Annotated in this window: 25 protein-coding genes; 13 read left to right on the top strand and 12 right to left on the bottom strand. The window is 38.6% G+C overall.

The features are described from left to right. Positions 1-30 precede the first annotated feature (30 nt). From A6E06_RS12605 to A6E06_RS12590, 4 genes are all read right to left on the bottom strand, one after another. Positions 31-1,446: a lytic transglycosylase F gene (locus A6E06_RS12605; RefSeq protein WP_176713291.1), complete on the bottom strand. Its 1,416-nt coding sequence runs from the start codon at positions 1,444-1,446 to the stop codon at positions 31-33. Between the two features lie 169 nt (positions 1,447-1,615). Beyond that, entirely contained in the window at positions 1,616-3,541 is a 1,926-nt protein-coding gene (locus A6E06_RS12600) for a methyl-accepting chemotaxis protein (RefSeq protein ID WP_255312086.1), read from the bottom strand. Between the two features lie 57 nt (positions 3,542-3,598). Further along, a complete protein-coding gene (locus A6E06_RS12595; RefSeq protein WP_060992246.1) occupies positions 3,599-4,138 on the bottom strand; it encodes a hypothetical protein in 540 nt (179 codons plus the stop codon). Between the two features lie 83 nt (positions 4,139-4,221). Further along, positions 4,222-4,599: a YgiW/YdeI family stress tolerance OB fold protein gene (locus A6E06_RS12590; RefSeq protein WP_065593383.1), complete on the bottom strand. Its 378-nt coding sequence runs from the start codon at positions 4,597-4,599 to the stop codon at positions 4,222-4,224. A 225-nt stretch (positions 4,600-4,824) separates the two neighbouring features. Between A6E06_RS12590 and A6E06_RS12585 the strand changes: the two genes are divergently transcribed. Genes A6E06_RS12585 through yjjG form a run of 5 tightly spaced genes read left to right on the top strand, consistent with a single transcriptional unit; the run spans position 4,825 to position 9,573 of the window. Then, positions 4,825-6,312: a cobyric acid synthase gene (locus tag A6E06_RS12585; protein ID WP_065593384.1), complete on the top strand. Its 1,488-nt coding sequence runs from the start codon at positions 4,825-4,827 to the stop codon at positions 6,310-6,312. Positions 6,313-6,325: 13 nt separating this feature from the next. Continuing rightward, positions 6,326-7,060: a molybdate ABC transporter substrate-binding protein gene (gene modA, locus A6E06_RS12580; RefSeq protein WP_065593385.1), complete on the top strand. Its 735-nt coding sequence runs from the start codon at positions 6,326-6,328 to the stop codon at positions 7,058-7,060. Further along, positions 7,060-7,749: a molybdate ABC transporter permease subunit gene (gene modB / locus A6E06_RS12575; protein WP_065593386.1), complete on the top strand. Its 690-nt coding sequence runs from the start codon at positions 7,060-7,062 to the stop codon at positions 7,747-7,749. Before modA ends, modB begins: the two co-directional genes overlap by 1 nt. A gap of 1 nt (position 7,750) precedes the next feature. Continuing rightward, positions 7,751-8,845, top strand: coding sequence for a molybdenum ABC transporter ATP-binding protein ModC (gene modC / locus A6E06_RS12570; RefSeq protein WP_065593387.1), 1,095 nt, complete (start codon positions 7,751-7,753; stop codon positions 8,843-8,845). A 47-nt stretch (positions 8,846-8,892) separates the two neighbouring features. Beyond that, entirely contained in the window at positions 8,893-9,573 is a 681-nt protein-coding gene (gene yjjG / locus A6E06_RS12565) for a pyrimidine 5'-nucleotidase (protein WP_065593388.1), read from the top strand. A gap of 96 nt (positions 9,574-9,669) precedes the next feature. On the opposite strand, the gene A6E06_RS12560 is transcribed toward yjjG, so the two are convergent. Together A6E06_RS12560 and A6E06_RS12555 are read right to left on the bottom strand one after the other, a co-directional pair. After that, positions 9,670-9,858 carry a DUF2986 domain-containing protein gene (locus A6E06_RS12560; protein WP_065593389.1) on the bottom strand — a complete coding sequence of 63 codons (189 nt, stop codon included), beginning with the start codon at positions 9,856-9,858 and terminating at the stop codon, positions 9,670-9,672. A 4-nt stretch (positions 9,859-9,862) separates the two neighbouring features. Next, positions 9,863-10,381 (bottom strand): DUF2058 domain-containing protein, encoded by a 519-nt coding sequence (locus tag A6E06_RS12555; protein ID WP_065593390.1) that lies wholly within the window; start codon positions 10,379-10,381, stop codon positions 9,863-9,865. 87 nt (positions 10,382-10,468) lie between these two features. On the opposite strand from A6E06_RS12555, the gene A6E06_RS12550 reads away from it, so the two are divergent. From A6E06_RS12550 to A6E06_RS12530, 5 genes are all read left to right on the top strand, one after another. Next, a complete protein-coding gene (locus A6E06_RS12550) occupies positions 10,469-10,777 on the top strand; it encodes a DUF1289 domain-containing protein (RefSeq protein WP_065593391.1) in 309 nt (102 codons plus the stop codon). Positions 10,778-11,107: 330 nt separating this feature from the next. After that, on the top strand, positions 11,108-11,284 hold the full coding sequence (torE, locus tag A6E06_RS12545; RefSeq protein WP_065593392.1) for a trimethylamine N-oxide reductase system protein TorE: 177 nt from the start codon (positions 11,108-11,110) through the stop codon (positions 11,282-11,284). A 57-nt stretch (positions 11,285-11,341) separates the two neighbouring features. Then, entirely contained in the window at positions 11,342-12,520 is a 1,179-nt protein-coding gene (torC, locus tag A6E06_RS12540; RefSeq protein WP_065593393.1) for a pentaheme c-type cytochrome TorC, read from the top strand. A gap of 23 nt (positions 12,521-12,543) precedes the next feature. Beyond that, positions 12,544-15,006: a trimethylamine-N-oxide reductase TorA gene (gene torA, locus A6E06_RS12535; RefSeq protein WP_065593394.1), complete on the top strand. Its 2,463-nt coding sequence runs from the start codon at positions 12,544-12,546 to the stop codon at positions 15,004-15,006. A 276-nt stretch (positions 15,007-15,282) separates the two neighbouring features. Beyond that, the gene (locus tag A6E06_RS12530) at positions 15,283-17,022 is read left to right on the top strand and encodes a glycoside hydrolase family 36 protein (RefSeq protein ID WP_065593395.1); all 1,740 of its coding nucleotides are present in this window, start codon (positions 15,283-15,285) and stop codon (positions 17,020-17,022) included. 274 nt (positions 17,023-17,296) lie between these two features. On the opposite strand, the gene A6E06_RS12525 is transcribed toward A6E06_RS12530, so the two are convergent. From A6E06_RS12525 to pspF, 6 genes are all read right to left on the bottom strand, one after another. Continuing rightward, positions 17,297-18,121 (bottom strand): ATP-binding cassette domain-containing protein, encoded by an 825-nt coding sequence (locus tag A6E06_RS12525; RefSeq protein ID WP_065593396.1) that lies wholly within the window; start codon positions 18,119-18,121, stop codon positions 17,297-17,299. Next, positions 18,105-19,118: an oligopeptide/dipeptide ABC transporter ATP-binding protein gene (locus A6E06_RS12520; RefSeq protein ID WP_065593397.1), complete on the bottom strand. Its 1,014-nt coding sequence runs from the start codon at positions 19,116-19,118 to the stop codon at positions 18,105-18,107. Before A6E06_RS12520 ends, A6E06_RS12525 begins: the two co-directional genes overlap by 17 nt. Next, positions 19,118-20,005, bottom strand: coding sequence for a putrescine export ABC transporter permease SapC (gene sapC, locus A6E06_RS12515; RefSeq protein WP_065593398.1), 888 nt, complete (start codon positions 20,003-20,005; stop codon positions 19,118-19,120). The genes A6E06_RS12520 and sapC overlap by 1 nt, the downstream gene beginning before the upstream one ends. After that, a complete protein-coding gene (locus A6E06_RS12510; protein WP_065593399.1) occupies positions 19,992-20,954 on the bottom strand; it encodes an ABC transporter permease subunit in 963 nt (320 codons plus the stop codon). The genes sapC and A6E06_RS12510 overlap by 14 nt, the downstream gene beginning before the upstream one ends. Then, positions 20,954-22,579, bottom strand: coding sequence for an ABC transporter substrate-binding protein SapA (sapA, locus tag A6E06_RS12505; RefSeq protein ID WP_065593400.1), 1,626 nt, complete (start codon positions 22,577-22,579; stop codon positions 20,954-20,956). The genes A6E06_RS12510 and sapA overlap by 1 nt, the downstream gene beginning before the upstream one ends. Before the next feature lie 78 nt (positions 22,580-22,657). Continuing rightward, entirely contained in the window at positions 22,658-23,698 is a 1,041-nt protein-coding gene (pspF, locus tag A6E06_RS12500; protein WP_065593401.1) for a phage shock protein operon transcriptional activator, read from the bottom strand. A gap of 196 nt (positions 23,699-23,894) precedes the next feature. Here pspF and pspA point away from each other — a divergent pair, with 196 nt between their 5' ends. From pspA to pspC, 3 genes are read left to right on the top strand one after another with little or no spacing between them, the layout of a single operon-like run. Further along, on the top strand, positions 23,895-24,560 hold the full coding sequence (pspA, locus tag A6E06_RS12495) for a phage shock protein PspA (RefSeq protein WP_065593402.1): 666 nt from the start codon (positions 23,895-23,897) through the stop codon (positions 24,558-24,560). Positions 24,561-24,605: 45 nt separating this feature from the next. Further along, positions 24,606-24,830, top strand: a complete 225-nt coding sequence (pspB, locus tag A6E06_RS12490; RefSeq protein WP_012551815.1) for an envelope stress response membrane protein PspB — start codon at positions 24,606-24,608, stop codon at positions 24,828-24,830. Further along, a complete protein-coding gene (gene pspC, locus A6E06_RS12485) occupies positions 24,830-25,216 on the top strand; it encodes an envelope stress response membrane protein PspC (RefSeq protein WP_017021854.1) in 387 nt (128 codons plus the stop codon). The genes pspB and pspC overlap by 1 nt, the downstream gene beginning before the upstream one ends. The last annotated feature ends 60 nt before the right edge of the window (positions 25,217-25,276 follow it).

The raw sequence follows: 25,276 nt of genomic DNA, 5'->3' as shown, positions 1-25,276 counted from the left end.
TTGGGCATTTTCGTTTGTGAATTTACATTATCAAAATAACTTATAATTAGAGGCGTTTTGTTGTTCTCTAAGGGCTTGAAGCAAGGCTATTTGTTTATAAATAACATAGTAACGGCTAATATTGGTAACGTAATGAACCGGTTCTTTGCTGACGTATTTTCTAGCCATTATCTCAACGTTATTGAACCAAACATTAGGGTCATAGCCATGTTTTACTGCCATTCTACGCATTTTCCTTACGTTTGCAGGCCCAGCATTATAAGCGGCTAATGAAAAATACATTTGATTTTCTTTTGTTATTTCTGGCTTTTGGAAATAACGTTTATGCACAAAACTCATGTATTTAACACCAGCATGAATGTTGTGTTCTAATTGTCTAAAATTTTTAATGTTTATGTAAGGCTCTTTTGCTGTCTTTGGCAATACTTGCATAATACCGACAGCGCCCATGTGAGAAACCAAACGATTATTGAACCTAGATTCTTGATACGCTTGTGCTGATATCATCAACCAATCAAACTTATACTGGTCTGCATATTGTTCAAATAAAACAGCCAGAGCGTTAAATTGTTCCACTGTATTTGGGTTTAACGCTTTTGTAAGCCATTTGGAATTATCGAGATATTTATTGTAAATGACATTGCCTAAAAACGATCCTTGTTTTATTTTATTCGCGTATTGATTCACTTCCGATTTTAACTGGGGGCTGTTTTTTCTCATTGCCCAACCGATACTGGCGTCAGTACGAAGGGGAAGCTCTTCATGAATAACGATATTATCCATTATTTTTGTCCACAGTTGAGATTTATGGCTATCAATGACTGTTATAGGGAGAATGTCTTGATTGATCATCTCCATTAGTTCGTAATCTTGTAGGTTTTCTTCAATAAATTGAACATGAATAGGAGGAACGCCATTAGCAGATAGCTGCTTGTTAATCTGTTGCAAACTTTCAAAGTAGCTCGAGCTGGCTCTTACCCAAACTTCCTTCCCTGATAGCTCTTCGTACGAAGTAATTGCTGGTGTTTTTTTTGATGTCACCAGCCATTCTTGGCTGTTACTAATGATAGGATCACTGAAATCAACATATTTTAATCGTTGAGGGGTAATGGTTAAATTAGCAACTGCAATATCACCAAAGCCGGCTTCAAGAGCATTAAGAAGGTCATCTCTTGGTACGGGGATCACTTGTACATTCACATTTATCTTTTTCTTATGTAAATGCAATTCAAAATGATGAATAAACTCGGCAATAATCCCTTTGGGCTGCCCTTTTTCTATATAGTAAAAACCGAGATCTGCAGAAACAAGAACACGGACGGTTCCTTTTTTCTTTAGGCTATCAAGATCTCCAGTATAAGGAACTTGTGCCAATGGAGAGAGTTCCAAAGCAAATACTAGGCTAGGGAAGAAGAAGAATAACAAAATATATTTATGTAAAAACATCATGTCGCAACATCCTTTTTTAACAACATGATAACAAGTTAGAGTTAAAAGGGCATGAAATCAAGTGTTTTTAGGATGATTGTTGTAATTCCTGTTTATAAACCAAAAACCAGAGTATTCATAATGAACACTCTGGTTTAATTTTGTTTTATACAAGTAACTTTAACGGCTAATACTTAAATAAGTTAACCTGATTATTAAGTTGCTTAGAAATACTACGCAGCTCTTCAGATAGCTTTTGAGAATTATCTGCTTGATGCGACATTTGGTCGGATACATCATTAGCGGATTGAATGTTCATACTTACTTCATCTGTCACTGTTCTTTGTTCTGCTGCGGCATTGGAGATCTGTGTTGCCATATCTGAAATTTGTATAATAGAAATTGAAATTTCTTCTAGGGCTTGCGTGGCATTATTTGCATCATCAACACTTGATTGAGCAAAAGTCTTACTTTCATCCATACTCTGAACAGCATTTGCGGTATTACGCTGTAAAGTTTCAATCATATGTCGGATCTCATCGGTAGAGCTATGAGTTCTTTGCGATAACACGCGAACTTCATCAGCAACAACAGCGAAACCACGACCTTGCTCACCCGCTCGTGCTGCTTCAATGGCAGCGTTTAGTGCGAGTAAGTTCGTTTGCTCTGCAATATCTCTAATTGTGGACAAAATAGTATTAATGTCTTGTGCATTTTTATTTAATTCTTGAATTATGCCTGAGGCATTCTCTACTTGAGAAGCTAAGTTAGTAATCGATTCTTGGTTTCGCATGATTACTTTTTTACCCTGTTCACAATGCTCAGTAGAGTTAACAGAAGAATCCGCTGTGATTTGTGCATTATTAGCGACTTCTTGAGCTGTTGCAGACATTTCATGAACAGCCGTTGCTATTTGAGATATTTCATTTAATTGAATAGCTAATCCATCACTAGTTTGACGTGCAACGGAAATACTGATTTTTGATTGAGAATCAAGCTGAGAAGATGAGGCAGCAATGTCTTTTACAATAATTTGTAGCTTTTCTACAAAGCCATTAACATGAGTCGCCAAAGTACCTATTTCATCTTTTGATTCTACTTTAATGCGTTGAGTTAAATCCCCATTACCATTTGATAAATCTTCCATTGCTACACTCAACACATTGAGGGGAGCTAATGCTTTTTGAACTAAGTACATAGCAAGTGCCGCAATAATAGTGATTTGCAACAAGGTCATTAATGCTGAATCGAATAAAACATCACGAACAGAAGAGAATGCATGTTGCTTATCTATAGTGACAAGTAAAAACCAATCTGTTTGTGGGATTTTTGCTGCAGTAACAAAGGCTGTTGAGCCATTTACTTCTATTTCTGTTTGTGTATTTTTTTGAGCAAGTTGCTGAATATCACGTAATGAAAAACCGCTTCCTAAAGAAGACGCTGGTTTCATTGCGAAGCTTGAATTAGGGTGAGCAACGAAATTACCATCACCATCAACTAAGAATGCAGATATTCCATTTTGATTGATCGCTTGAATATCATCGATAATAGATTGAATACTAACATCAGCAGCAATAACACCGCGTTCATTATTTGTAATGAATGGTTGAGCTATGGTGATAACTAGTCCGCCATTACTGACATCCATATAAGGGCTAGTGACGACGGTTTTATTTTTGTTCGTTGCATCAATATACCAATCTCGTTGACGAGGATCATAATCATCAGGGACGGGATTGTCTTGATTGCTCTCATAAAAATCACCATTATCAAGGCCTGCATAAGAAATAATAAAGAGTCCAGATTTTTCTGCTTGATTTAGATATTCAACTGGAGAGCCTGAATGTGAAAAAGCACTAATAGATGCTTCGACAATATTAATCCGACCATTGATCCATTTTTCAATGCTAGAAGCACTTGTTTTTGTAATAGCGGCAGACAGTTGGTTAATAGAACGATATGTTTCCGTTATTAATTGTTTGCCTGTCATTGCTGTTTGAATGGATGCCATGACTAAAATGACAATAACGAACATTAAGGTAAGTTTATTTTTAATTGAGATATTTTTTAACATATTAAAACCACTAATTAATCCTTTAATAACGAACAACATAAAGCTGTCCAAAGCTTGTATCTTTAATAAGTTTGTAGAGGGAATTGATTTTTAAAATTAAAAAGTAAATCGTGCTGTCATCATCATTTGACCACCATAAACACCATTGAACTTAGCTTCAGCGCCCACTGATAATTGTTCGGTTGAGTGGAAGCGGAAATGAACACTGCCAATGTCTTTACTTACGTCACTATTAAATAGTTGACCGTATTGAGCACCTACTTCAATTTGCTGCATTAGCCATAATCTAAAGCCAATATTAATTTCAGTAAGCATCTCATCACCGAATTTGTCACTGCTGTTGTCTTTTACATTATGAAGAAGTAGTTGACCGTAAATATCGGAAAATTCATTAATTGGGCCATTAAAACCGATACCTCCAGCCACATCCCAATCACCTGAAAATTCAGTATCTACTTTAGCTACAAGGTGAGAGTTTTCTGTGAATTGTTGGTTAACTTGCACACCATAGGTACCTGGACTTGTACCGATACGAGCTTCAAAAAAACTATAAGGGAAATTGTTCGCCATTGCCGTTGAAGATGTCAGCGCTGTCGCTAAAAGAAGGGCTTTTTTGATGTACTTAGTTGATTCCATAACGTAGTTAACCTGATATTCATGAGTTTTATCTATGAAAAAGCCTGCAATAAGCAGGCCAGATTATCTATTGGTTGTTTATTTTATAGTGCTTGTAAGCGTTCTACTTCAATCTCTGGAGTACTTCCACCTTCATACTCACCAAAAATACGAACTTTAGTGGTTTCATTGATCGCGGTTGGTAGCGAAATATCATCATCCAGTTCAATTTGGATTTCAGTTGTACCATCAGAGAATACGTATTTATCTTTGCGAATATGACGAACAATATGGCCATCAATCGTTGCATCTTGTTCTGCAAACATTCCTGTGTCTTTTAATAACTCGGCCACAGTCGTTGTTGTTACTGGACCTGTGTAGTTCAATTGAGCGTGTTTATTGTTATGGTCGCCATTGTCAGCTAAAACGATGGTTGGAGATAAGATTAAGGCTGCTGTAATTGCAATGATTGTTTTTTTCATAATGGAATCCTTCATTAAATAAAATAGTTCAGCGCAGTGCGCTTTGTTTCGATGAGGCTATTAAAACAAAGTGTGGCTGAATCTATCGTGACTAATGTATTCATATTCTATTCATCTAAGAGACATGAATAAGAAGAAGGAAATAAGAGGTTGGATAATTAGCCTCTCAACTAAGAACAATGTTAACATTATCGATCTGACGTATAACGAAAACTAGATGGAATTATGACCGCTTTATCTCCGTTAATGGTTCAAGGAACCACTTCTGATGCCGGAAAAACCGTGCTTGTGGCAGGCTTATGCCGAGTGCTTGCAAATAAAGGTATCCAAGTTGCCCCTTTTAAACCTCAAAATATGGCACTCAATAGTGCGGTCACCGAAGATGGAGGGGAAATTGGTCGAGCTCAAGCGCTGCAAGCGGATGCCGCAAGAGTAAAACCTCATGTCCATATGAACCCTATCTTACTTAAACCCAATACAGATATCGGTGCGCAAGTTATTGTTCAAGGTAAAGCGATTGAAACCATGGATGCATGGGGTTTTCAAGATTATAAAAAACTAGCAATGCCTTATGTTTTAGAATCGTTTTCTTATTTGAACGATAACTATCAATGCGTAGTTATTGAGGGGGCAGGAAGCCCAGCAGAAATTAATCTACGTGAGAATGATATAGCGAATATGGGCTTTGCTGAAGCGGCTGATGTTCCTGTTATTATTGTTGCCGATATTGATCGTGGTGGGGTATTTGCGCATCTTTATGGCACATTAGCACTACTGTCTGAATCAGAACAAGCACGAGTAAAAGGCTTTGTTATTAATCGCTTTCGTGGTGATATTTCTTTATTGGTTCCGGGTCTTGAGTGGCTAGAAGAAAAAACAGGTAAGCCGGTATTGGGTGTTATCCCTTATTTGCACGGTTTAAATTTAGAAGCGGAAGATGCAATTAAAAGTGAGCAACAAGAAAAGGGCAAGTTTGTTGTAAAAGTGCCAGTCGTTACTCGTATTAGTAATCATACTGATTTTGACCCATTGCGTTTACATCCAGAAATAGATCTTCAGTTTGTTGGTAAAGGGCAGTCATTGTCAGGGGCTGATTTTATTATTTTGCCGGGCAGTAAATCAGTTCAAGCTGATCTGAATTATCTTAAGTCGCAAGGCTGGGATAAAGACATTGAACGACACTTGCGCTTTGGTGGGAAAGTCATGGGAATTTGTGGTGGCTATCAAATGCTAGGTGAACGTCTTTCCGATCCTTTAGGTCTTGAAGGTGAAGCCTCATCTATTGATGGGTTAGGTTATTTAGCCATTTCAACAGAATTGAAAAAACAAAAACAGCTTACTCTTGTTGAAGGGGAGTTGATATTACCGGATCAGACCGTTGCTAAAGTTACTGGTTACGAAATTCATGCAGGAGTTAGTACGGGCTCTCTATTGAATGAATCCCCGATAATGATTAATAATGAACCGTCAGAAAGACGTGATGGTACAGTTAATCAAGAGGGGTCTATTTTTGGAACCTATTTACATGGTATTTTTGATGAACCAGAAGCATTTGAAGCCATTTTATCTTGGGCGGGTTTGAAAGAAACTAAAGCGATTGATATGAATGCGATTCAAGAAGAAGCAATCGAACGTATTGCAGAGTCAATTGAAGAAAGCTTGGATTTATCTCAACTATGGCCAAGCTTGTTTGAAAAGAAACCCGCATATTAAGGATCCAGTAAATATGTCTCGAATTACGTTATTTTTTATATTGTTGTTTAGTTCTTTATCCGCATCTGCGAGTGTGACGGTTTATGCCGCATCATCATTAACCAATGTAATGAACGATATTGTGGATGCATATCAGAATAAAACGGGTGAAAGAGTTCGTGTGAGTTACGCTGGTTCGTCGTCATTAGCTCGACAAATTGAGAATGGTGCACCAGCAGATATTTATCTTTCTGCAAATACTAAGTGGATGGATTATCTCATTGAGAAAGATGAAATTGAAGCGGACACGAAAGTAGATTTATTACGTAATAGTTTAGTGTTAATTGCATCAAAGACGACCCCGACAGAAAACACATGGCAATGGTTTCTTGGGCAAAAAGGTCTTCGTCTTTCAATGGCCGATCCTAGACATGTCCCCGCAGGTATCTATGGTAAGCAAAGTTTAGAGAAACAGTACCGCTGGTCTGAAGTGAAAGATAATATTGCATCAGGAAATAATGTACGATCTGCTTTACTATTTGTTGAACGTGATGAAGCACCATTAGGTATTGTCTATAAAACGGATGCTTTATTATCAAAAAATGTAACCATAGTTGAAGAATTTCCTGCAGACTCTCATGATCCTATTGTGTACCCAATGGCGATTGTGAAGAACAAAAACTCAGATGAAGTGGCGGCTTTTTATCGATACTTACTTTCTGAAAGTGCAAAAGATACCTTTATTTCTTATGGATTTACAACAATTTAATGATATTGACAGATTACGAAATAGAAGCCTTATTGCTGAGCCTAAAAGTCGCAGGGATTGCGGTTAGTTTTTCTTTGCCGATTGGGATTTTGTTAGCATGGATACTTGCTCGCTGTGAGTTTAAAGGCAAAGCAATATTGGATGGATTAATTCATCTTCCCTTGGTATTACCGCCTGTAGTGATAGGTTATTTATTACTTATTTCAATGGGGCGACAAGGCGTTATCGGTAAGTGGCTTTATGAGTTATTTGGTTTAACTTTTAGTTTTAACTGGAAAGGAGCGGCATTAGCCTCAGCCATTGTTGCATTGCCCTTAATGGTCCGAGCTATTCGCTTAGCATTAGAATCGGTAGACCAAAAACTGGAACAAGCAGCAAGAACATTAGGCGCGTCTCGTTTTAAAGTTTTTTCTACGATCACACTTCCTTTAATGTTGCCGGGTATTTTAACGGGGGCAGTATTAGCGTTTGCTCGTAGCTTAGGAGAGTTTGGTGCAACCATCAGTTTTGTTTCTAATATAGAAGGTGAAACTCGAACGCTTCCTCTTGCTATGTTTAGTTACATTGAAATCCCTGGAGCAGAAATGGAGGCTGCACGCTTATGTGTGATTTCTATAGTTGTGGCGTTAATTTCGCTATTGCTCTCAGAGTGGTTAGCAAGAATAAGTAAAAAAAGGTTGATGGGATAAAATGTTAGTTATTGATATTCAAAAACAATTAGGTGATTTGGATTTGAACGTTCAATTATCACTCCCATCATCGGGTATTAGCGCTATATTTGGTCGTTCAGGGGCGGGTAAGTCGTCACTTGCCAATGTGATTAGTGGTTTAACGTCTCCTGATAAAGGGCGGATCTCACTTAATAATTCGGTATTGTTTGATTCAAGTAAGAAGATATCAATACCGCCGGATCGCAGACATATTGGTTATGTTTTTCAAGATGCACGCTTATTTCCGCATTATAAAGTAGAAGGAAATTTACTTTATGGGTGTGATGGAAAGCGAACAACGTTATTTAATGATGTAGTGAAATTATTAGATATAGAACCTTTACTGCAACGTTATCCGCATTCATTATCAGGTGGTGAAAAGCAAAGGGTAGCAATTGGTAGAGCTATTCTTTCTGAGCCAGCACTGCTTATTATGGATGAACCGTTGGCTTCTTTAGATTTACCAAGAAAGCATGAGGTCATGCCTTATTTAGAAAGACTAGCCAAAGAGATTCAAACCCCGATCATTTATGTCTCACACAGTTTAGATGAGATCCTAAGATTAGCGGATCACATGGTCTTACTTAATAATGGAACCGTGAGTTTATCTGGTGACATCACATCGGTATGGAGTTCTCCATTAATGCGCCCTTGGTTAAATGCATCAGAGCATTCTGCATTATTAGAAGGGACGATAACTGAGCTGCATTCAGAGCACCCAATGACCTTGGTTACATTAAAGAATACGGCACAGGGCATTTGGGTGAAATCTCCTTGTGAGTGCACAGAAGAAGGTCAAAATATTCGTTTACGTATTCGAGCAAATGATGTTTCATTGATAAAACAACAGCCAGAATTTAGTTCCATTCGGAATATTCTCCCTGTTGTTATTGAGAGTTTAACCGAAGATAAAGAAAACGATGTAGTGGCAGTAAAACTGAATTTGTCTGGGCATGTATTATGGGCAAATATCACTCGTTGGGCAAAAGAAGAATTAGCGTTAGAGCCAAAACAAAAATGGTTCGCACAAATTAAAGGCGTAAGTGTTACTCAATCAGACTTGTGTTCTAAGTGATTGACTCATTTTATAACGATGTAGATATGACAGTAAGGATGTAGTTAATGAAGTACCAATGGATATTATTCGACGCTGATGAAACTCTCTTTCATTTTGATGCGTTTGCTGGTTTGCAACGCATGTTTTCAGGCTATGGTGTTAATTTTAGTAAAGAGCAGTTCATTGAATATCAGTTGGTAAATAAACCGCTGTGGGTACAATATCAAGATAATGAAATTACTGCGCAACAGTTGCAAGAAATTCGCTTTGAATATTGGGCTAACGAGGTAGGTGTAACACCAAAAGCGATGAATACGGCTTTTATGATGGCAATGGCCGAAATTTGTGCGCCATTAGATGGTGCTAGAGAGTTGCTTGATTCATTGTTAGCAAACAATGTAAAAATGGGGATTATCACTAATGGCTTCACTGAACTGCAAAAAATTCGATTAGAAAAAACAGAGTTTAGTCATTATTTCGAGCTTATCGTGATTTCAGAGCAAGTAGGCGTCGCAAAGCCAGATAAACGTATTTTTGAACATACTTTTTCTATGATGGGTGAGGTGGAGTTGTCCTCGATACTTATGGTTGGTGATAATCCTGACTCAGACGTGCTTGGTGGTATGAATGCCGGTATTGACACATGCTGGCTAAATGCAAGCCTACAAGCGTGCCCTGACGGCGTTAAGCCAACGTATACAGTCAAGACACTTAATGATTTACAAGTGCTGCTAGATGCTGCCTAGAAGCCTTCCTACGCAGTAACCTATGCTGTTGTTATAAAAAAAGCCCCACTGTTTATTATAACAATGGGGCTTTTTTGTACCATTTGAGCAGAAATATTACTCTTCTGATGGTGTTAGTTGTTCAGTGTTTTCTGTTTCAACCGCTGCTTGTTCTGCCTCAAGCTCCATTTTCTCACGATCAGCTTTACAGATGTATTTTGGCTTATTGTGTGAACGGCTATTTTTTGTTTGAGTTCTGCGGTGCTTCTTTAAAAGGTTTTCTTTGATTTTGTTTTTACGGCTCATTGTATTACCACATTAAATCATCAGGAATAACGAACTCAGCGTATGGGTCGTCTTCATCCTGCGCATCTTCCGCTATTACGTTGTTAAGTACAACAACAGATTCATCGCGCAGAGTAATCTTATCGGCAACACCAGCAGGAACAACTTCGTAATCTTCATTAAAATGAACAATCGCTAAGCGACCAGCAACCAATTGAGTTTGCATTGTTTTATCAACATACATTTTTTTGACGAGTACGCCATCAGTAAAGTTATAACCGATATCACCATGTGTGCGATCCAGTTTATTTGCTGAGATAAGCTGTTTGATTTGCGCAAGCAATTCTTTCTGGTCTTTCTCTGCTTTGTGTTGTGCGCTCAATTCTTTGTCTTTTTCAGCTTGAGCTGCTTTGTTCAATTCAACCGCTGCTTTTGCTTCGCGATTTTGAACTCGAGATTTTTTTGAAGCTTTCTTTGCTTTTGCTACTTTCTTTTGGTTCACTAACCCAGCTTTTAGCATTTGCTCTTGTAAGCTTAGTGCCATAAATAATTCCTAATAATAACGATGTCGAATTCCGACGATTATCCCATGAGTTGTATGGGATTTAAAGGACTATAGAGAGAAGTAAAGATGAAAACACCGTGTATTGCTGCTTGTAAAAATGAAGGTGGTATTTGTATTGGCTGTAAACGCACCATTACTGAAATAATTGAATGGAAATCAATGAGCGATGGAGAAAGGGATAAAGTGATGGAAAGGCTATCGGGAAAATCATCCACACATACTTGTCCAGAATGCACAAAACCAGCCCAGTGCGATATCAAAATGGGGAAAGAGACGTGTTGGTGTTTTGAGGTCGAAACTCGGGATGTAGGTATCATTTCTGAGAACAATGAGTGTTTATGTCAACATTGTTTAGCAAAGAAACCTATAGCGTAAATTTTACGTGCTACTTTATAAAATAGAGAGTTAAAATTGATATGGATCTACTGACAAGGTTACCAATCTCACCTATACCTTAGTGGCATTTAACATTGTTAACAATTTTCACATAAAATTAATCTTTCACAAGTGTTAATAAATTTACACATTTAATTTCAATTAATTACATCTCTGGATGAACGCAAAAAACTAGTAGATAAAAGGGTTTATCTTGAAAATTTAATTGAAGCACTATTTATGAGGGATTAAAATCTATGTCAGATAGGTTCGACAACTTGTTAACATTTTCTATAATTATAAAGTAGAAAGATAACTAGGAATAAAATTATGAGCAATGCAATAAAGCAAAACGATGGAGCCAAACGTTCATCTGAATGGAAAGCCTTTTTCTTCATCACAGTTGTTCTTTTCCCAATTCTAAGTGTGGGTGTGGTTGGTGCATACGGTTTCTCTGTGTGGTTAATGCAGGCGCTGTTTTTTGGTATGCCAGGTCACGGTGGTTGATTCTTTTAAGAATACAACCATTACAACGAATTAGAATTAGATAAAAGAGAAGCAATTATGATGTCATTACTTAAAAAAGCTTGGTCGGTTTTTGCTCGCCCAAGTGTTCATATCAGCTTGGGTGTACTAACCCTTGGTGGTTTCATCGCTGGTGTTATCTTCTGGGGTGGCTTTAACGTTGCGCTAGAGGCAACAAATACAGAAGAGTTCTGTGTTAGCTGTCATGCAGACAACATCCAACCAGAATACGCAGGTACAATTCACGATAAAAACCGTTCAGGTGTTCGTGCTACGTGTCCTGATTGTCATGTACCTCATGAGTGGACTTCTAAAATTGCTCGTAAGATGCAAGCAAGTAAAGAAGTATTTGCTCACGTATTCGGTTTTATCGATACACCTGAGAAATTTGAAGAGCGTCGTATCGTTTTAGCCCAGCACGAATGGGACCGTTTTAGCGCAAACAAATCTCTTGAATGTCGTAACTGTCATGATTATGACGGTATGGATTTTTCTAAAATGCAACCAACAGCACGTATTCAAATGCAAGGCGCAAAAGAACGTGATCAAAGTTGTGTAGACTGTCATAAAGGTATTGCTCATAGCCTTCCTGCAAATATGGACAGTTCTGGCGGCATGGTAAGTGAATTAACTCAACTGGCGAGTAATACTAAATATGAAGATGGACAAACTTATGTATCTGTTCGTCACCTTCCTATGTATGAAGACGCTAAGCTGACTGTTGAAGCGGGCCTATTAAACCCTGCCTCTCAAGTGACGGTACTTGAAGAGAAAGGCGATGCAATGAAAGTTGCTATTGAAGGTTGGCGTAAAGTTAAAGGCTTCGGTCGTGTTATCCAAGAAGATTTTGGTATGAACATTGCGGTTGGTGCTTTACTTAAAGATGCAGCTCAGAACGATAAATTTGTTCAGAAATTTGAAACGAAAGAAGATGACCTAACGGGTCTACCTTGGCAACGTGTAACGGTGAGTCTATGGATGAAGAAAGAAGATTTCTTACCTGACTACACAACGGTTTGGCAAAAAGCGGAAGAATCATACAAAACTAACTGTTCTGTATGTCACACTCAACCAGCTGAAGGTCACTTCGATTCAAACACATGGCCTGGTATGTTTGACGGTATGATGGCATTCGTTAACTTCGATACAGACAGTAAATCACTTGTATTGAAATACCTACAAAAACACTCTTCAGATTTTTCTGACGAAAAACACTAAGAATTAATGGAGTAGATAGCATTATGTCTATTAGCAGAAGAAGTTTTCTAAAAGGTGTTGCAACAACAAGTGCAGTATCTCTAGTAGGTCCAAGCCTACTAATGTCTTCAAAAGCAAGCGCAGCTGAAACTACAGGCACATGGCGCATGTCTGGCTCACATTGGGGTGCGTTCCGTGCGCACATCTATGCGGGTAAAGTTCAAGAAATTAAAGCATTAGAAATGGATAAGCATCCAACAGAAATGTTGAATGGTATCAAAGGCATTATTTACAGCCCAAGCCGTGTACGTTACCCAATGGTTCGTCTAGATTGGCTGAAAAAGCACAAGTACTCTACTGAAACTCGTGGTAACAACCGTTTCGTACGTGTAACTTGGGATGAAGCGTTAGATTTATTCTACCGCGAGCTTGAGCGTGTTCAAAAAGACTACGGTCCATGGGCGCTTCATGCAGGTCAAACTGGTTGGAACCAAACAGGTTCTTTCCACAACTGTACTGCTCAAATGCAACGTGCCGTTGGTATGCATGGTAACTTCATCAAGAAAGTAGGTGACTACTCGACGGGTGCAGGTCAAACAATCATGCCTTACGTTCTTGGTTCTACAGAAGTGTACGCACAAGGTACTTCTTGGTCTGAGATCATCGAGCATTCAGATAACATTATTTTATGGGCAACGGATCCAGTTAAAAACCTACAAGTAGGTTGGAACTGTGAGACTCATGAATCTTACGCATACCTTGAGAAGCTAAAAGAAAAAGTGGCTGCAGGTAAAGTAAATGTTCTTTCTGTTGACCCAGTTAAAAACAAAACACAACGCTTCTTACAAAATGACCACATGTACTTGAATCCACAAACTGATGTGGCGTTCATGTTAGCTGTGGCTTACACGTTATACACTGAGAACTTGTACGACAAAGCGTTCATCGATACTTACTGCCTAGGCTTTGACGAGTTTATGCAATACGTGCTTGGTGAAACGAAAGATAAAGTAGTTAAGACTCCTGAGTGGGCTGCTGAGATCTGTGGCGTATCACCTGAGCAAATTCGTGAATTTGCGAAAATGATGGCAACTGGCCGTACACAAATCCTATTTGGATGGTGTATCCAACGTCAACAACACGGTGAGCAACCATACTGGATGGGTACGGTTCTATCTGCAATGACTGGCCAAATCGGTCTTGCTGGTGGTGGTGTATCTTACAGTCACCACTACTCAAGTGTTGGTGTTCCTTCTACTGGTTTTGCAGGTCCTGGTGGTTTCCCACGTAACGTGGACCAAGGTCATGAGCCTAAGTGGAATAACAACGACTTCAATGGTTACAGCAATACTATTCCTGTAGCGCGTTGGATTGACTGTCTATTAGAACCAGGTAAAGAAATCCGTTATAACGGTAATAAAGTCGTATTACCTGATTTCAAAATGATGGTTATTTCTGGTAACAACCCTTGGCATCACCACCAAGATCGTAACCGTATGAAGCAAGCGTTCCAAAAACTTCAAACGGTTGTAACGATTGATTTTGCTTGGACTGCAACGTGTCGCTTCTCTGATATCGTACTACCTGCATGTACGCAATGGGAACGTAATGATATTGACCAATACGGTTCATACTCGGCGCGTGGCTTAATTGCAATGCACAAGCTGGTTGATCCACTATACCAATCAAGATCTGATTTTGAGATCATGACTGAACTGACTCGTCGTTTTGGCCGTCATAAAGAATATACTCGTGGTATGGATGAGATGGAGTGGGTTCGTTCACTTTATGCTGAATGTCGCACAGCAAACGAAGGCAAATTTGATATGCCTGAATTTGATGTATTCTGGGAAAAAGGCGTTCTAGACTTCGGCGAAGGTAAACCATGGGTTCGTCACGCTGATTTCCGTAAAGATCCTGAAGTGAATGCACTAGGCACACCTTCTGGTTTCATTGAAATCACAAGCCGTAAGATTGCGCGCTTTGGCTACGAAGAATGTCAAGGTCACCCAATGTGGTTCGAGAAATCTGAACGTTCACATGGCGGCCCGGGTTCTAAAGAACACCCATTCTGGATGCAATCTTGTCACCCTGATAAGCGTCTGCATTCACAAATGTGTGAATCTGAAGAGTTCCGTGCAACTTACGCTGTTCAAGGTCGTGAGCCGGTATACATTAACCCTCAAGATGCTAAAGAAAAAGGTATTAAGAGTGGCGATCTAGTTCGCGTATTTAATGGTCGTGGTCAGCTTCTTGCTGGTGCTGTTCTTACTGATAGTTACCCTCGTGGTGTTATCCGTATCGAAGAAGGTGCATGGTACGGTCCATTGAACGAAAAAGTGGGCGCAATCTGTACTTATGGCGATCCAAATACACTGACACAAGATATTCCATCATCAGAGCTTGCTCAGGCAACATCTGCGAATACATGTCTAGTTAACTTTGAGAAATTCAAAGGTAAAGTTCCACCAGTAACTTCGTTCGGTGGTCCAATTATTGTTGAATAAGACAATAAAAGTTAATTAATTAAAAAGCACCTATATTTAGGTGCTTTTTTTATATGTTTTATTCTCACACGAAAGCACCTCAAATGGATATACAGAATAAGTTGTCATAATATTTATTTCAGTTGCTTTCTCTTTTTTAACCGTCTAATTTTTCATAACTTCTTCTAGATCTCGTCTTACGCCTGTTATTGTTGCTTGTATTTTGAATCGTAGTATTCTACGAAAATCACATAGTTAGTTGATTAATTTCGTACAAAAAACAGCAATAGGAAGCACATGATGACCCCGCTATTTTTCTTATGTGGACAAGAAGCACTTTCTGTTCAAAGTGATTTAGTCTATGAATTAAAAAACGATCAAATAACCCTGCGCTTTGCTGGGATTCATAATTCTCCTATTAATGATCATTACTTAATCCTGCAATTTCCAACACAACTTGAGCATGATGCTAAAATTTTGGGTGATGGCTTTCAAATGTTAGCTCAAACAGCCGGTCAAGTTGATGCGCCAAAAGACATAGGTCGTTGTCCTGATAATAATTCAAGCTACCGTTTATATTCTGAAGATGCGAAGAAACGGTTTTATAATTATCTAGTCGTCGAACAATCAGATGGTTTTACTTTGTTTGGTTTTACATCGTGCCATCGCTTTGCGGGATATTTTGAAATACATGAATCTCAAGGCAACATGAATGTAATGGCCTTTCTTGATGGTGAGCACACACGACCACAAGATTGGGCAAGTAATCACATGGAAGCCGTAACCGTAATTACGGCAGATTCACTGGCTGAGATCTATGAACTTTATGCGGTGAAAATTCAAGAAAATCATCCTATTAGAGCTGGGGTAAAACGCAATGCTCCGGTTGGTTGGTGTTCTTGGTATGCATACTATGCAGAGGTTACCGAAAAGAATGTACTCGATAACGTAGAAGTGATGTGTACAGAGCAACAAGATTTTGAATGGGTGCTATTAGATGATGGTTATCAAGCATTCATGGGAGATTGGCTAACGCCATCAAGTAAATTTCCTAATGGCATTCAATCTTTGCTTAGAGAGATTAAAGATAGAGGGAAAAAGCCTGCTATTTGGATCGCCCCATTTATTGCACAGCCAGAATCAGACGTATTTAAAAACCACCCTGATTGGTTTGTTCGTCACGAGAACAGCGATTTACTAAAAGCAGACGATATTACTTATGGTGGTTGGCGTTGCACGCCATGGTACATTCTTGACACCTCAAAACCCGCGGTTCAACAACATCTAACAAATGTTATTCATACTATGCGAGAAGAGTGGGGCGTTGAGCTTTTTAAGCTAGACGCAAACTTTTGGGGTTGCTTAAAAGGGCATCGAGTTCAATCTGGAATTACAGGTATAGAAGCTTATCGTCTAGGTATGCAAGCCATTATTAATGGGGCAGGGGATGCATTAATACTAGGGTGTAATGCCCCGATGTGGCCATCTTTGGGTCTTGTTGATGCAATGCGTATTTCGGATGATGTTGAACGTAATCCTGAACGTTTTGAACAACTTGCTAAAGAGACATTTTACCGCAGTTGGCAGCATCGTAAGTTATGGCAAATAGACCCTGATTGTGTAACGTTGGTTTCTTTGCCTAATCAAGGCACAGAGCGAAAATATTATGAGTTCCATCGTAATGTGATTCTTGCTTCTGGAGGTTTAGCACTATCTGGTGATCCACTACCAGAGTTAAATGAATTTGCAAAAAAAACGTGGAAGAACTTACTGTCTCGTCTGCGTTTAACTCAAGATGCTGCACAATTTAAATCGCTATCAAACCACCATTGTACTTTACGATTAAATCATCAGCATGAGCTGCATTGTGTATTTAATTATGATGATGAACCTATGGAACATACATTAGTCGCTGACCAACCATCAATCTGGCGTGACTTTTGGACGGGTGAGCAGTTAAATGAAGAACCAATGCAAATGTTATTGCTTACATTAGAAAATGGATTAAGTAGCCGAGCCATTCTGGTTTCTAATTAAACGTTCTCATATAATTTGAAATTAAGGGTGTTATTTCCAATGTAAGGAATTAGCATCCTTTTTTTATAAAAAGATCTAAAACATCCAAGGAAATCGCGATTTAATATCATGAAATATAAAGGTTAATTTTTATCATCACGTTTTTTGTCATTTGAAGTTAATAATATGGGTTCATATACTTCATCACCATTTGCTTTTATAAGTACAGTTAACTCTCATAATCAATGGTCATATTTGTTGTTTTTATTATTTCTTTTTTATTCATAGGTGTTAATTAGCACTCAATTTTAGGTGTTGCTGCACTGATTCGTTGTTTTCTATCATGCGTTGGTGCATCAAAATGACTTGCTAGCAAACGCTGTGTAATAGAGTGTTGAGGGTTAGCAAAAATTTCTTGAGTTACCCCTTTTTCTACTACTTCCCCTTCATGCATCACCATTACTTTATCTGTAATATGTTTTACCACCCCAATGTGCTGAGATACGTAAATAAATGAGATAGCCATTTCTTGTTGAAGCTCTAAGAACAAATTAATGATCTGAGAACGCATAGCCATATCCAACCCATTCAATGCTTCGTCCGCGACAATAATAGAAGGTTGTAGTATTAACGCTCGAGCTAGACATACACGTTGTTTTTGTCCTGTTGCTAACATTTGAGGGTAGAAGTACGCATGTTCCGGTAATAATCCTACACGTTGGAGCGTATCTTTTACTCGTCGCTCTCGTGCATCTTGAGACATACTGGTATTACGCTTTAGTGGACCTTCTAGTATATGACCTATTTGAATTCTAGGGTTCAACGAAGAGTTCGGATCCTGAAAAATCATACGGATCAGTTTACAGCGAGTTTTAAAATCTTTGTAATCTAAGACTTCACCATTAACTTTAATTATTCCTGATGTAGGCTCAACAACACCAGCAAGCATTCTGGCTAATGTTGATTTTCCAGAACCATTAGCACCAATAAAACCAATGGTTTGACCTGCCTCTAAAGAAAAGCTAACTGGCTTTACAGCCTCTCTAATTTGTTTACGAAAAAGGCCAGTACGAAATACATAGTCTTTTTTAAGGTCAGTAACTTCAAGAAGCGCAGTCATTCTTCTTCTCCTCAAAATTTAATGGGAAATGGCAGCTAAATTTATGGTCTTTCACTTTTTGTCCTTCAGGGACTTGTACGCATTTACGTTGAGCATAAGGGCAACGCGGACCTAAACGGCAACCAATCGGTAAATGTTGTAGTGGAGGAATTGTTCCTGGCAATGATTCTAGCTTGGCTTTATGGGGGATCCCATCTTTACTAAAATCAGGCATCGCGCGTAATAATGCATTGGTATAAGGATGCTTTGGTGCCTCAAGAATTTCTTTACGACTAGCCGATTCGACTGATTGACCACAATACATTACGGTAATTCTATCTACCCATTGAGTTAACGTTATTAAATCATGACTAATTAATAGAATTGTTGTGTTGTTAACTTGATTCATACGACTTAATAATCGAAATACTTGTGACTGTGTCACAGCATCAAGTTCATCTGTCGGTTCATCGGCGATCAAAATACGTGGTTTATTAGCGATAGCCATGGCAATCATAACTTTTTGACATTCACCAGCGGTAAGTTCATAAGGATAACATTTCATAATATGCTTATGATCTTTAATACCCACTTTATGAAGTAGGGCAATTGCCCCTTTGGTACGCCAATTCCAGCGTTGCCACCATTTACCTAAAAAGTACTTTGATGGGATTGCTTCTTTAAGCTGATTCCCGACTTGTTCTGAGGGGTCAAGACACGTAGAAGGTTCTTGGAAGATCATTGCCATTTCACGGCCAATAACACGGCGTCGTTCTTTTGGAGATAAAGCAAGTAGATCAATGTTACCTAAGCGCATTCTGTCTGCGCTTATCTTCCAGTTATCTTTGGTTATCCCTAAGATTGCTTTTGCTACGAGTGATTTACCAGAGCCAGATTCACCAACAAGGCCACGAATTTCACCCTCATTAAGAGTTAAGCTCATACGATCAACCGCTTTAACCATTCCCTGAGGGGTCTCTAATTCAATGGTTAAATGGCGAATGTCTAATAATGGCATTATTCGGTCCCCGCATTTAATGCGCGTTGGATCCCATCACCAACTAAGTTAATGATAATCACAGTGAAAGTTATAACGATACCCGGCAATGTTACGGTCCAAGGGGCGATATAAATCAGCTCAATAGAGTCACCTAACATAGCCCCCCATTCTGGGCTTGGGGCTTGTGCGCCTAATCCAAGAAAGCCTAATGCGGTAATGTCTAAAATCGCAACAGAAAGAGCTAACGTCATTTCAGCAACAATAATAGTTAAAATGTTAGGTAATACCGAATTCCACAACAAATAGAAGTCATTTGCGCCATCTAAACGAGCGGCAAGAATGTAGTCTTTTTCTATTTCACTGTGTACAGCAGTATAGACTGCTCGGATAAAACGAGGAATAAGGGCAAGCCAAATCGCCAGTAAAATACTGAATTCACCAAAGCCTAGAAATGCCACAAAAATAATGGCAAGCAGCAGTGAAGGAATAGATAAGATAGTATCTAAAAGGTGATTCAAGGTACTTGATATTAGCCCTTTAGTCATACCAGCAAAAATGCCGATACCACAACCCACAAACCCAGAGAGTAGGGTAACGATTACAGCATAGCCAAAAGTAAGCTGAGAGCCTGTAACTAATCGGGATAAAATATCTCTTCCTAGATCATCGGTGCCTAAGAAAAAAGTCACGTCCCCTTCTGAGTTCCAAGACGGTGGCATGAGTAAATTCTCTGATTGCCACTGTGGATCGTATGGGCTCAACCATGGAGATGCAATCGTAATAATAATGATGAGTAATAAGCACCAAAAACCAAACATTGCCAATGAATTAGCACGATAACTCAGCCAGAAACGCTCCATCTGAGTAGGGATGTGTTCTTCTTGATAAACGCTATTTGAGAGCATAGAACTCTTTCCTTACTAACGGGTTTACAGCGGCACCTAATAAATCCGATAAGATATTAGCCAATAAAATAAATGAAGCTACGGTAATAACCCCGGCTTGAATAGCTACAAAATCTTGATTAATAATAGCATCAAGTAACCAACGTCCCACTCCTGGCCAGTTAAAAATAGACTCAGTTAATATGGCTGCGGTAAACAAACCCGATAATTGAATCCCAAGTTTTGGAATTATAGGGGGTAAGGCGTTACGTATAATATGTTTTATCATGATCTCAAATTTAGAGAGACCTTTAGTATGAGCCACTTTAATGTAATTCTGAGTGATGACGTTGGATACCGAAGAGCGCATTAAGCGGATGACTTCAGTCATTGGAGCAATAGATAAAACCAAAGTAGGTAATATTAAGTGATGAATAATATTCTCTAGCATTTCAGCACGGTAAGGTGAGTCAGATGCTAAAACATCAATAAAGACAAACCCAGTTCTTATATCAAATTCATACAATAAACTGTAACGGCCAGAAACAGGGGTCATACCAAGGTTTAAACTGAAAAACATTAATAATATTAGTGCAATCCAAAATAGAGGCATTGAGTAGCCGACTAAAGCGATGGAAGAGACAATCGTATCTGTTGGTTTACCTTGGCGCATACCGGCAATAGTACCGAGAGGAGTACCAATGATTAAGGCGATAAAAAAAGCAAAAAGGCAAAGTTCAATAGTCGCGGGGAAAACTCGAAGAATTTCATCGAGCATATTTACCCCAAATTGGTTAACACCTAAGTTCCCATTGGTTAATTGGCCTAGATAAGTGACCCAGCCAGAAAAGAAAGAGGTTTGAGACCATACAGAGGTTTCATCAAGGCGTAAAATGTTGAACCCAATTAAGGTAAGGATCAATAGCGTTATAATAAATAAATTAAAACGTCGAATCGTGTATATCCACATTATTTTGCCTCCTCAAATCTAACCACGTTATGGAAAGAATACGTATTAAATGGACTTAAAGTAAATCCTTTTAATGATGATTGATTTGCCTGATATTTCACACCATGAGCAAGTGGGATAATGGGTAGCTCTTCACTTAATAAGTTTTGAATTTGACGATAAATATTAATACGGTAGCGAGGTTGGTTGGTCTCTTTAGCAAGGTCTAATAAAAGGTCAAACTCTTCATTACACCAGTTAGCAACGCCGAATCCTGCTTGTTTTGCATTACAAGAAAGTAAAGGTCTAAGCATTGAATCAGGATCCGAGCTATTGGCATTCCACCCAGTAAGGACGAGGTCAATATTATTATTAATTAACTCATTACGGCTTAATAAATCACTGGTAATAAGCGTTAAATTAACCCCTATTTTTGCAAAATCATTTTGTATGATTTCTGCTGATTTTTTAGGGCTAGGGTTATAAGAGTTATTGTCCAAAGGAACCCACATCTTCAATTCTAGAGGAGTGTTAACTCCTGCCTCTCGTAACAAGCCTTTCGCGTAGTTTAAATCATAACGGATAAATGAACTGTCGTTTCCATAAGCCCATGATGCAGGAGGTAAAATCGATTTAGCTTCTATGCCTGAGTTATAATAAACCGAATTTATTAAGCTTGAGCGGTCTATCGCTAGATTTAATGCTTTACGAATACGACGATCTTGTAAAAGAGGTTTTTGCGTATTTACGGCAATAAAAGCGACGTTCGTTGCTGTTTGTGAGAACAACGTAAGGTCGTCGTTTTCAATAATAATAGGCAATTGACTTGAGATCGGATTAACAACCACATCGCATTCCTGACGTAATAATTTTGCCAGAGAACCAGTACCGCGACTTGAAATATCAAAAACAACCTGTGACATTTTTGCAGGGCCTTGCCAATAGTTATCGTGTCTTTTTAAGCGAACGAGTTCACTTTTCTGAAACTGATCAAGTTTAAATGGTCCTGTGCCTACTGGTTTAATATCTATTAATTCTTTCTCATCAATGGATGCTAATTTTTGAGCATATTCCTGAGAGTGGATAACCGCATATGAACTCGAGAGTGCGGATAAAAAAGTATTGTCAGGAGCTGAAAGCACGAATTGCACTTTGTTGTTGCCGATAGCATTAACCGATTTGACGGTGTTGGAAAAATTAATGCTATCAAACCAAGGGTAGTGACCAGAATTTACGGAGTGATAAGGATTTTCGGGATTAAGAATACGTTCAAAACTAAACACAACATCATTGGCATTCATGGCTCTTGTTGGAGTGAACAGTTCAGTTGAATGAAAATCGACATCAGGTAATAAGGTAAAGGTATAAACAGTACCTGTCTTATCTATTTCCCAAGAGCTTGCTAAATTAGGAGAAGGCTTTTGTGAGATAGGGTCAATGATTAATAGACGGTCATAAATCTGAGCGCTAATTGCCTCAAGAATGCTATTTTCATCAGAAACTTGTGGATTAAAAAATTCCACACTTCCAGATTCACAATAAATGAATCCTGTTTCCTGAATAGTCTGTTTGATCCCCGCATCATAACAGCCAGTAAGATTAAATAATCCCGTGGCAGCAATGAGTATACGCGTAATAATCTTCATAATGACCGCAGCTTTTATCAATTTTAATTAATGAACCAGTCATTTTATACCCAAGTGACTGGTTCTGCACTTAAATATCTAAGATTCTCCCTTGTTTGTGTCTAAGATTTGATGCTTTTTTAATAATCCTCGAAATTGGTGATAGGTAATGCCTAATTCTTCAGCAGCTTTTCGTTGATGATGTTGCGTTTTAAGTAACGCCTGTTCTAACAAGTCTCTTTCTTGTTCACTTTGAAATTGTTTTAAATTCAAAGGCAGCATGGTAGTTTGAGTTTGAGTTTGAGTTTGAGTTTGTTCATTGTGAATGTTGAGTATAGTCGAAGTCGGCGTCTTCACCTGTTCACTTTCCCAAGGAGAGATAAATGGATTAAGTTGGATAGATTCAATTTGTGCTTCTTCATGATTATGCTTAAACACGGCACGTTCAATGCAATTTCTTAATTCACGCACGTTACCAGGCCAATCATGAGCTAATATTTGTTGTTTGGCATAATAAGAAAACCCAACGAAATAACGTAAATTCATCTCTTGGCACATTTTTATCGCAAAATGCTCAGCAAGCAATAGTACGTCTTGCTCGCGATAACGCAATGGCGGTAAGTGAATGACATCAAAAGACAATCGATCGAGTAAATCCGCTCTGAATTTTTTCTCTTCAACCATTTCCTGAGGGTTCTGGTTTGTCGCACAAATTAAACGCACATCGGCTTTTAAGGTGCGTGAACCACCGACACGTTCGTATTCGCCATATTCGATAACACGAAGTAGCTTTTCTTGAACGGTTAAAGGCGCGGTGCCAAGTTCATCTAAAAATAGAGAGCCACCATCTGCTCGTTCAAATCGACCTTGATGACGCTGTTTTGCGCCCGTAAACGATCCCGCATCATGGCCAAATAATTCAGAATCTAATGTACCTGAACTTAATGCAGCGCAGTTTAAACTCACGAGTGGCTCATCCCACCGTTTGGATAAGAAGTGAAGACGCTGAGCAATCAGCTCTTTACCTGTTCCTCGTTCGCCCAAAATCAGAATTGGTCGATCAATGGTAGCTAATTGAGAAGCATGATCTAACGCAGATAAGAAGGCGTCAGACTCACCAATTAAACTGTCTTTTCTCATATCTTCTCCATAGTAGTAATGGTCAATATAGCCAAATAATGGTCTTTTTAATCATGGACTAAAATTTGGTTGTGGTCAATTTAATGTAAGTGATTGATTTTTAGTGTGTGAAAAGTTGGCATGCATTGTGTAATAGTTATAGTAAGTTTCAAAACAACGAGTTATTAGATTCGTATTAAATTAAGAGGAATTGATTATGGGTATTTTTTCACGCTTTGCAGACATCGTTAATGCTAACGTTACTTCATTATTGGATAAGGCGGAAAATCCAGAAAAGATGATCCGTTTGATCATTCAAGAAATGGAAGACACGTTAGTTGAAGTTCGTACTGCATCAGCAAAAGCAATCGCAGATAAAAAAGAACTGACACGTAAAATTGGTTCAATTGAAGCACAAGTCACCGATTGGCAAGAAAAGGCGAGCTTAGCGTTAATTAAGCAACGTGAAGATTTGGCTCGTTCAGCGTTGATAGAAAAACAGAAAGTTCAAGATGTACTATCAAGCTTAAAAACAGAATTTATTCTTGTAGAAGAGTGCATTGAGAAGCTAACCACAGAATTAACTGAGTTAGAGACTAAACTGACAGAAACTCGTGCTCGTCAACAAGCGTTAGTGATCCGTCAGCAAACAGCCCAACACCGTAATGACATCAAAGCGCATACGCATTCAGGAAAAACAGAACGTGCAATGGCAAAGTTTGAACAATATGAGCGTCGTATTGACGAATTGGATGCAAAGGCAGACACTTACTCAATGGGTAAAGCAAACTCACTAGAACAAGAATTTGCAGAGCTGCAAGCGCAAGATGAAATTGAAAAAGAATTAGAGCGTCTAAAAGAACAAATGAAGAAAGACGCATAATAGATTACAAGAGTTGATCGAATTTGAATTACTAAGGAGAAAACAATGAGCGGCTTTTTTGCTTTCCCATTGGTTATATTTTTTATTTTTGTTGCCCCGTTATGGCTGTTTTTACATTACCGAAGCAAAGGTAAAACAGCACAAGGTCTGTCGCATGAAGACACACAGTTATTGAAAACAATGACAGAACGTGCGGATAAAATGCAACGTCGTGTTGAAACATTAGAGAAAATTCTGGATGCAGAATCCCCGAGTTGGAGGGAGCGCTAATGTCAAAAGAACTGTATAGAGATACTCGAAATGGAAAGATTGGTGGCGTCTGTGCAGGCATTGCTCAGTACTTTGGTATTGAACCTTGGATAGTACGTATATTAGTCGTCTCAGCAGCCTTGTTTAGTGCTGGTTTTCTGGTGATGTTAGCCTATTTTGCAGCCATGCTTTTTTTAGATAAAGCACCGGTTGAAATGTACTACCGAACAGAAGAAAAGCGTGAACACACGGTAAAAAGCAAACCGTGGCAAGCAGGGCAATCGCCATCGGAAGTGATTAAACGTGTTGATAAAGACATGGCGAGAATGGAAGAAAAAATTCGTCGAATGGAAGGCTATGTTACGTCTTCTGAATATAAGGTTCGTCGTGAATTTAGAAACTTATAACTGGATTAATTAACAAGAGCAGTCAATAACTTATGTAGATTGACATGAAACATAGGATTA

Origin of the sequence: Aliivibrio sp. 1S175 (genome assembly GCF_001690985.1) — a bacterium.
GTDB lineage: Bacteria > Pseudomonadota > Gammaproteobacteria > Enterobacterales > Vibrionaceae > Aliivibrio.
This window is presented reverse-complemented; position numbering and strand designations above follow the sequence as displayed.

Coding starts and splice junctions, on each gene's coding strand:
- torC (WP_065593393.1), top strand. CDS start 11,342: ATGATGTCATTACTTAAAAAAGCTTGGTCGGTTTTTGCTCGCCCAAGT.
- A6E06_RS12600 (WP_255312086.1), bottom strand. CDS start 3,541: ATGTTGTTCGTTATTAAAGGATTAATTAGTGGTTTTAATATGTTAAAA.
- pspC (WP_017021854.1), top strand. CDS start 24,830: ATGTCAAAAGAACTGTATAGAGATACTCGAAATGGAAAGATTGGTGGC.
- sapA (WP_065593400.1), bottom strand. CDS start 22,579: ATGAAGATTATTACGCGTATACTCATTGCTGCCACGGGATTATTTAAT.
- modB (WP_065593386.1), top strand. CDS start 7,060: ATGATATTGACAGATTACGAAATAGAAGCCTTATTGCTGAGCCTAAAA.
- A6E06_RS12585 (WP_065593384.1), top strand. CDS start 4,825: ATGACCGCTTTATCTCCGTTAATGGTTCAAGGAACCACTTCTGATGCC.
- yjjG (WP_065593388.1), top strand. CDS start 8,893: ATGAAGTACCAATGGATATTATTCGACGCTGATGAAACTCTCTTTCAT.
- A6E06_RS12525 (WP_065593396.1), bottom strand. CDS start 18,121: ATGACTGCGCTTCTTGAAGTTACTGACCTTAAAAAAGACTATGTATTT.
- A6E06_RS12555 (WP_065593390.1), bottom strand. CDS start 10,381: ATGGCACTAAGCTTACAAGAGCAAATGCTAAAAGCTGGGTTAGTGAAC.
- modA (WP_065593385.1), top strand. CDS start 6,326: ATGTCTCGAATTACGTTATTTTTTATATTGTTGTTTAGTTCTTTATCC.
- A6E06_RS12510 (WP_065593399.1), bottom strand. CDS start 20,954: ATGTGGATATACACGATTCGACGTTTTAATTTATTTATTATAACGCTA.
- A6E06_RS12550 (WP_065593391.1), top strand. CDS start 10,469: ATGAAAACACCGTGTATTGCTGCTTGTAAAAATGAAGGTGGTATTTGT.
- A6E06_RS12595 (WP_060992246.1), bottom strand. CDS start 4,138: ATGGAATCAACTAAGTACATCAAAAAAGCCCTTCTTTTAGCGACAGCG.
- A6E06_RS12605 (WP_176713291.1), bottom strand. CDS start 1,446: ATGTTTTTACATAAATATATTTTGTTATTCTTCTTCTTCCCTAGCCTA.
- modC (WP_065593387.1), top strand. CDS start 7,751: ATGTTAGTTATTGATATTCAAAAACAATTAGGTGATTTGGATTTGAAC.
- sapC (WP_065593398.1), bottom strand. CDS start 20,005: ATGCTCTCAAATAGCGTTTATCAAGAAGAACACATCCCTACTCAGATG.
- pspA (WP_065593402.1), top strand. CDS start 23,895: ATGGGTATTTTTTCACGCTTTGCAGACATCGTTAATGCTAACGTTACT.
- torE (WP_065593392.1), top strand. CDS start 11,108: ATGAGCAATGCAATAAAGCAAAACGATGGAGCCAAACGTTCATCTGAA.
- pspF (WP_065593401.1), bottom strand. CDS start 23,698: ATGAGAAAAGACAGTTTAATTGGTGAGTCTGACGCCTTCTTATCTGCG.
- A6E06_RS12530 (WP_065593395.1), top strand. CDS start 15,283: ATGATGACCCCGCTATTTTTCTTATGTGGACAAGAAGCACTTTCTGTT.
- A6E06_RS12590 (WP_065593383.1), bottom strand. CDS start 4,599: ATGAAAAAAACAATCATTGCAATTACAGCAGCCTTAATCTTATCTCCA.
- pspB (WP_012551815.1), top strand. CDS start 24,606: ATGAGCGGCTTTTTTGCTTTCCCATTGGTTATATTTTTTATTTTTGTT.
- torA (WP_065593394.1), top strand. CDS start 12,544: ATGTCTATTAGCAGAAGAAGTTTTCTAAAAGGTGTTGCAACAACAAGT.
- A6E06_RS12520 (WP_065593397.1), bottom strand. CDS start 19,118: ATGCCATTATTAGACATTCGCCATTTAACCATTGAATTAGAGACCCCT.
- A6E06_RS12560 (WP_065593389.1), bottom strand. CDS start 9,858: ATGAGCCGTAAAAACAAAATCAAAGAAAACCTTTTAAAGAAGCACCGC.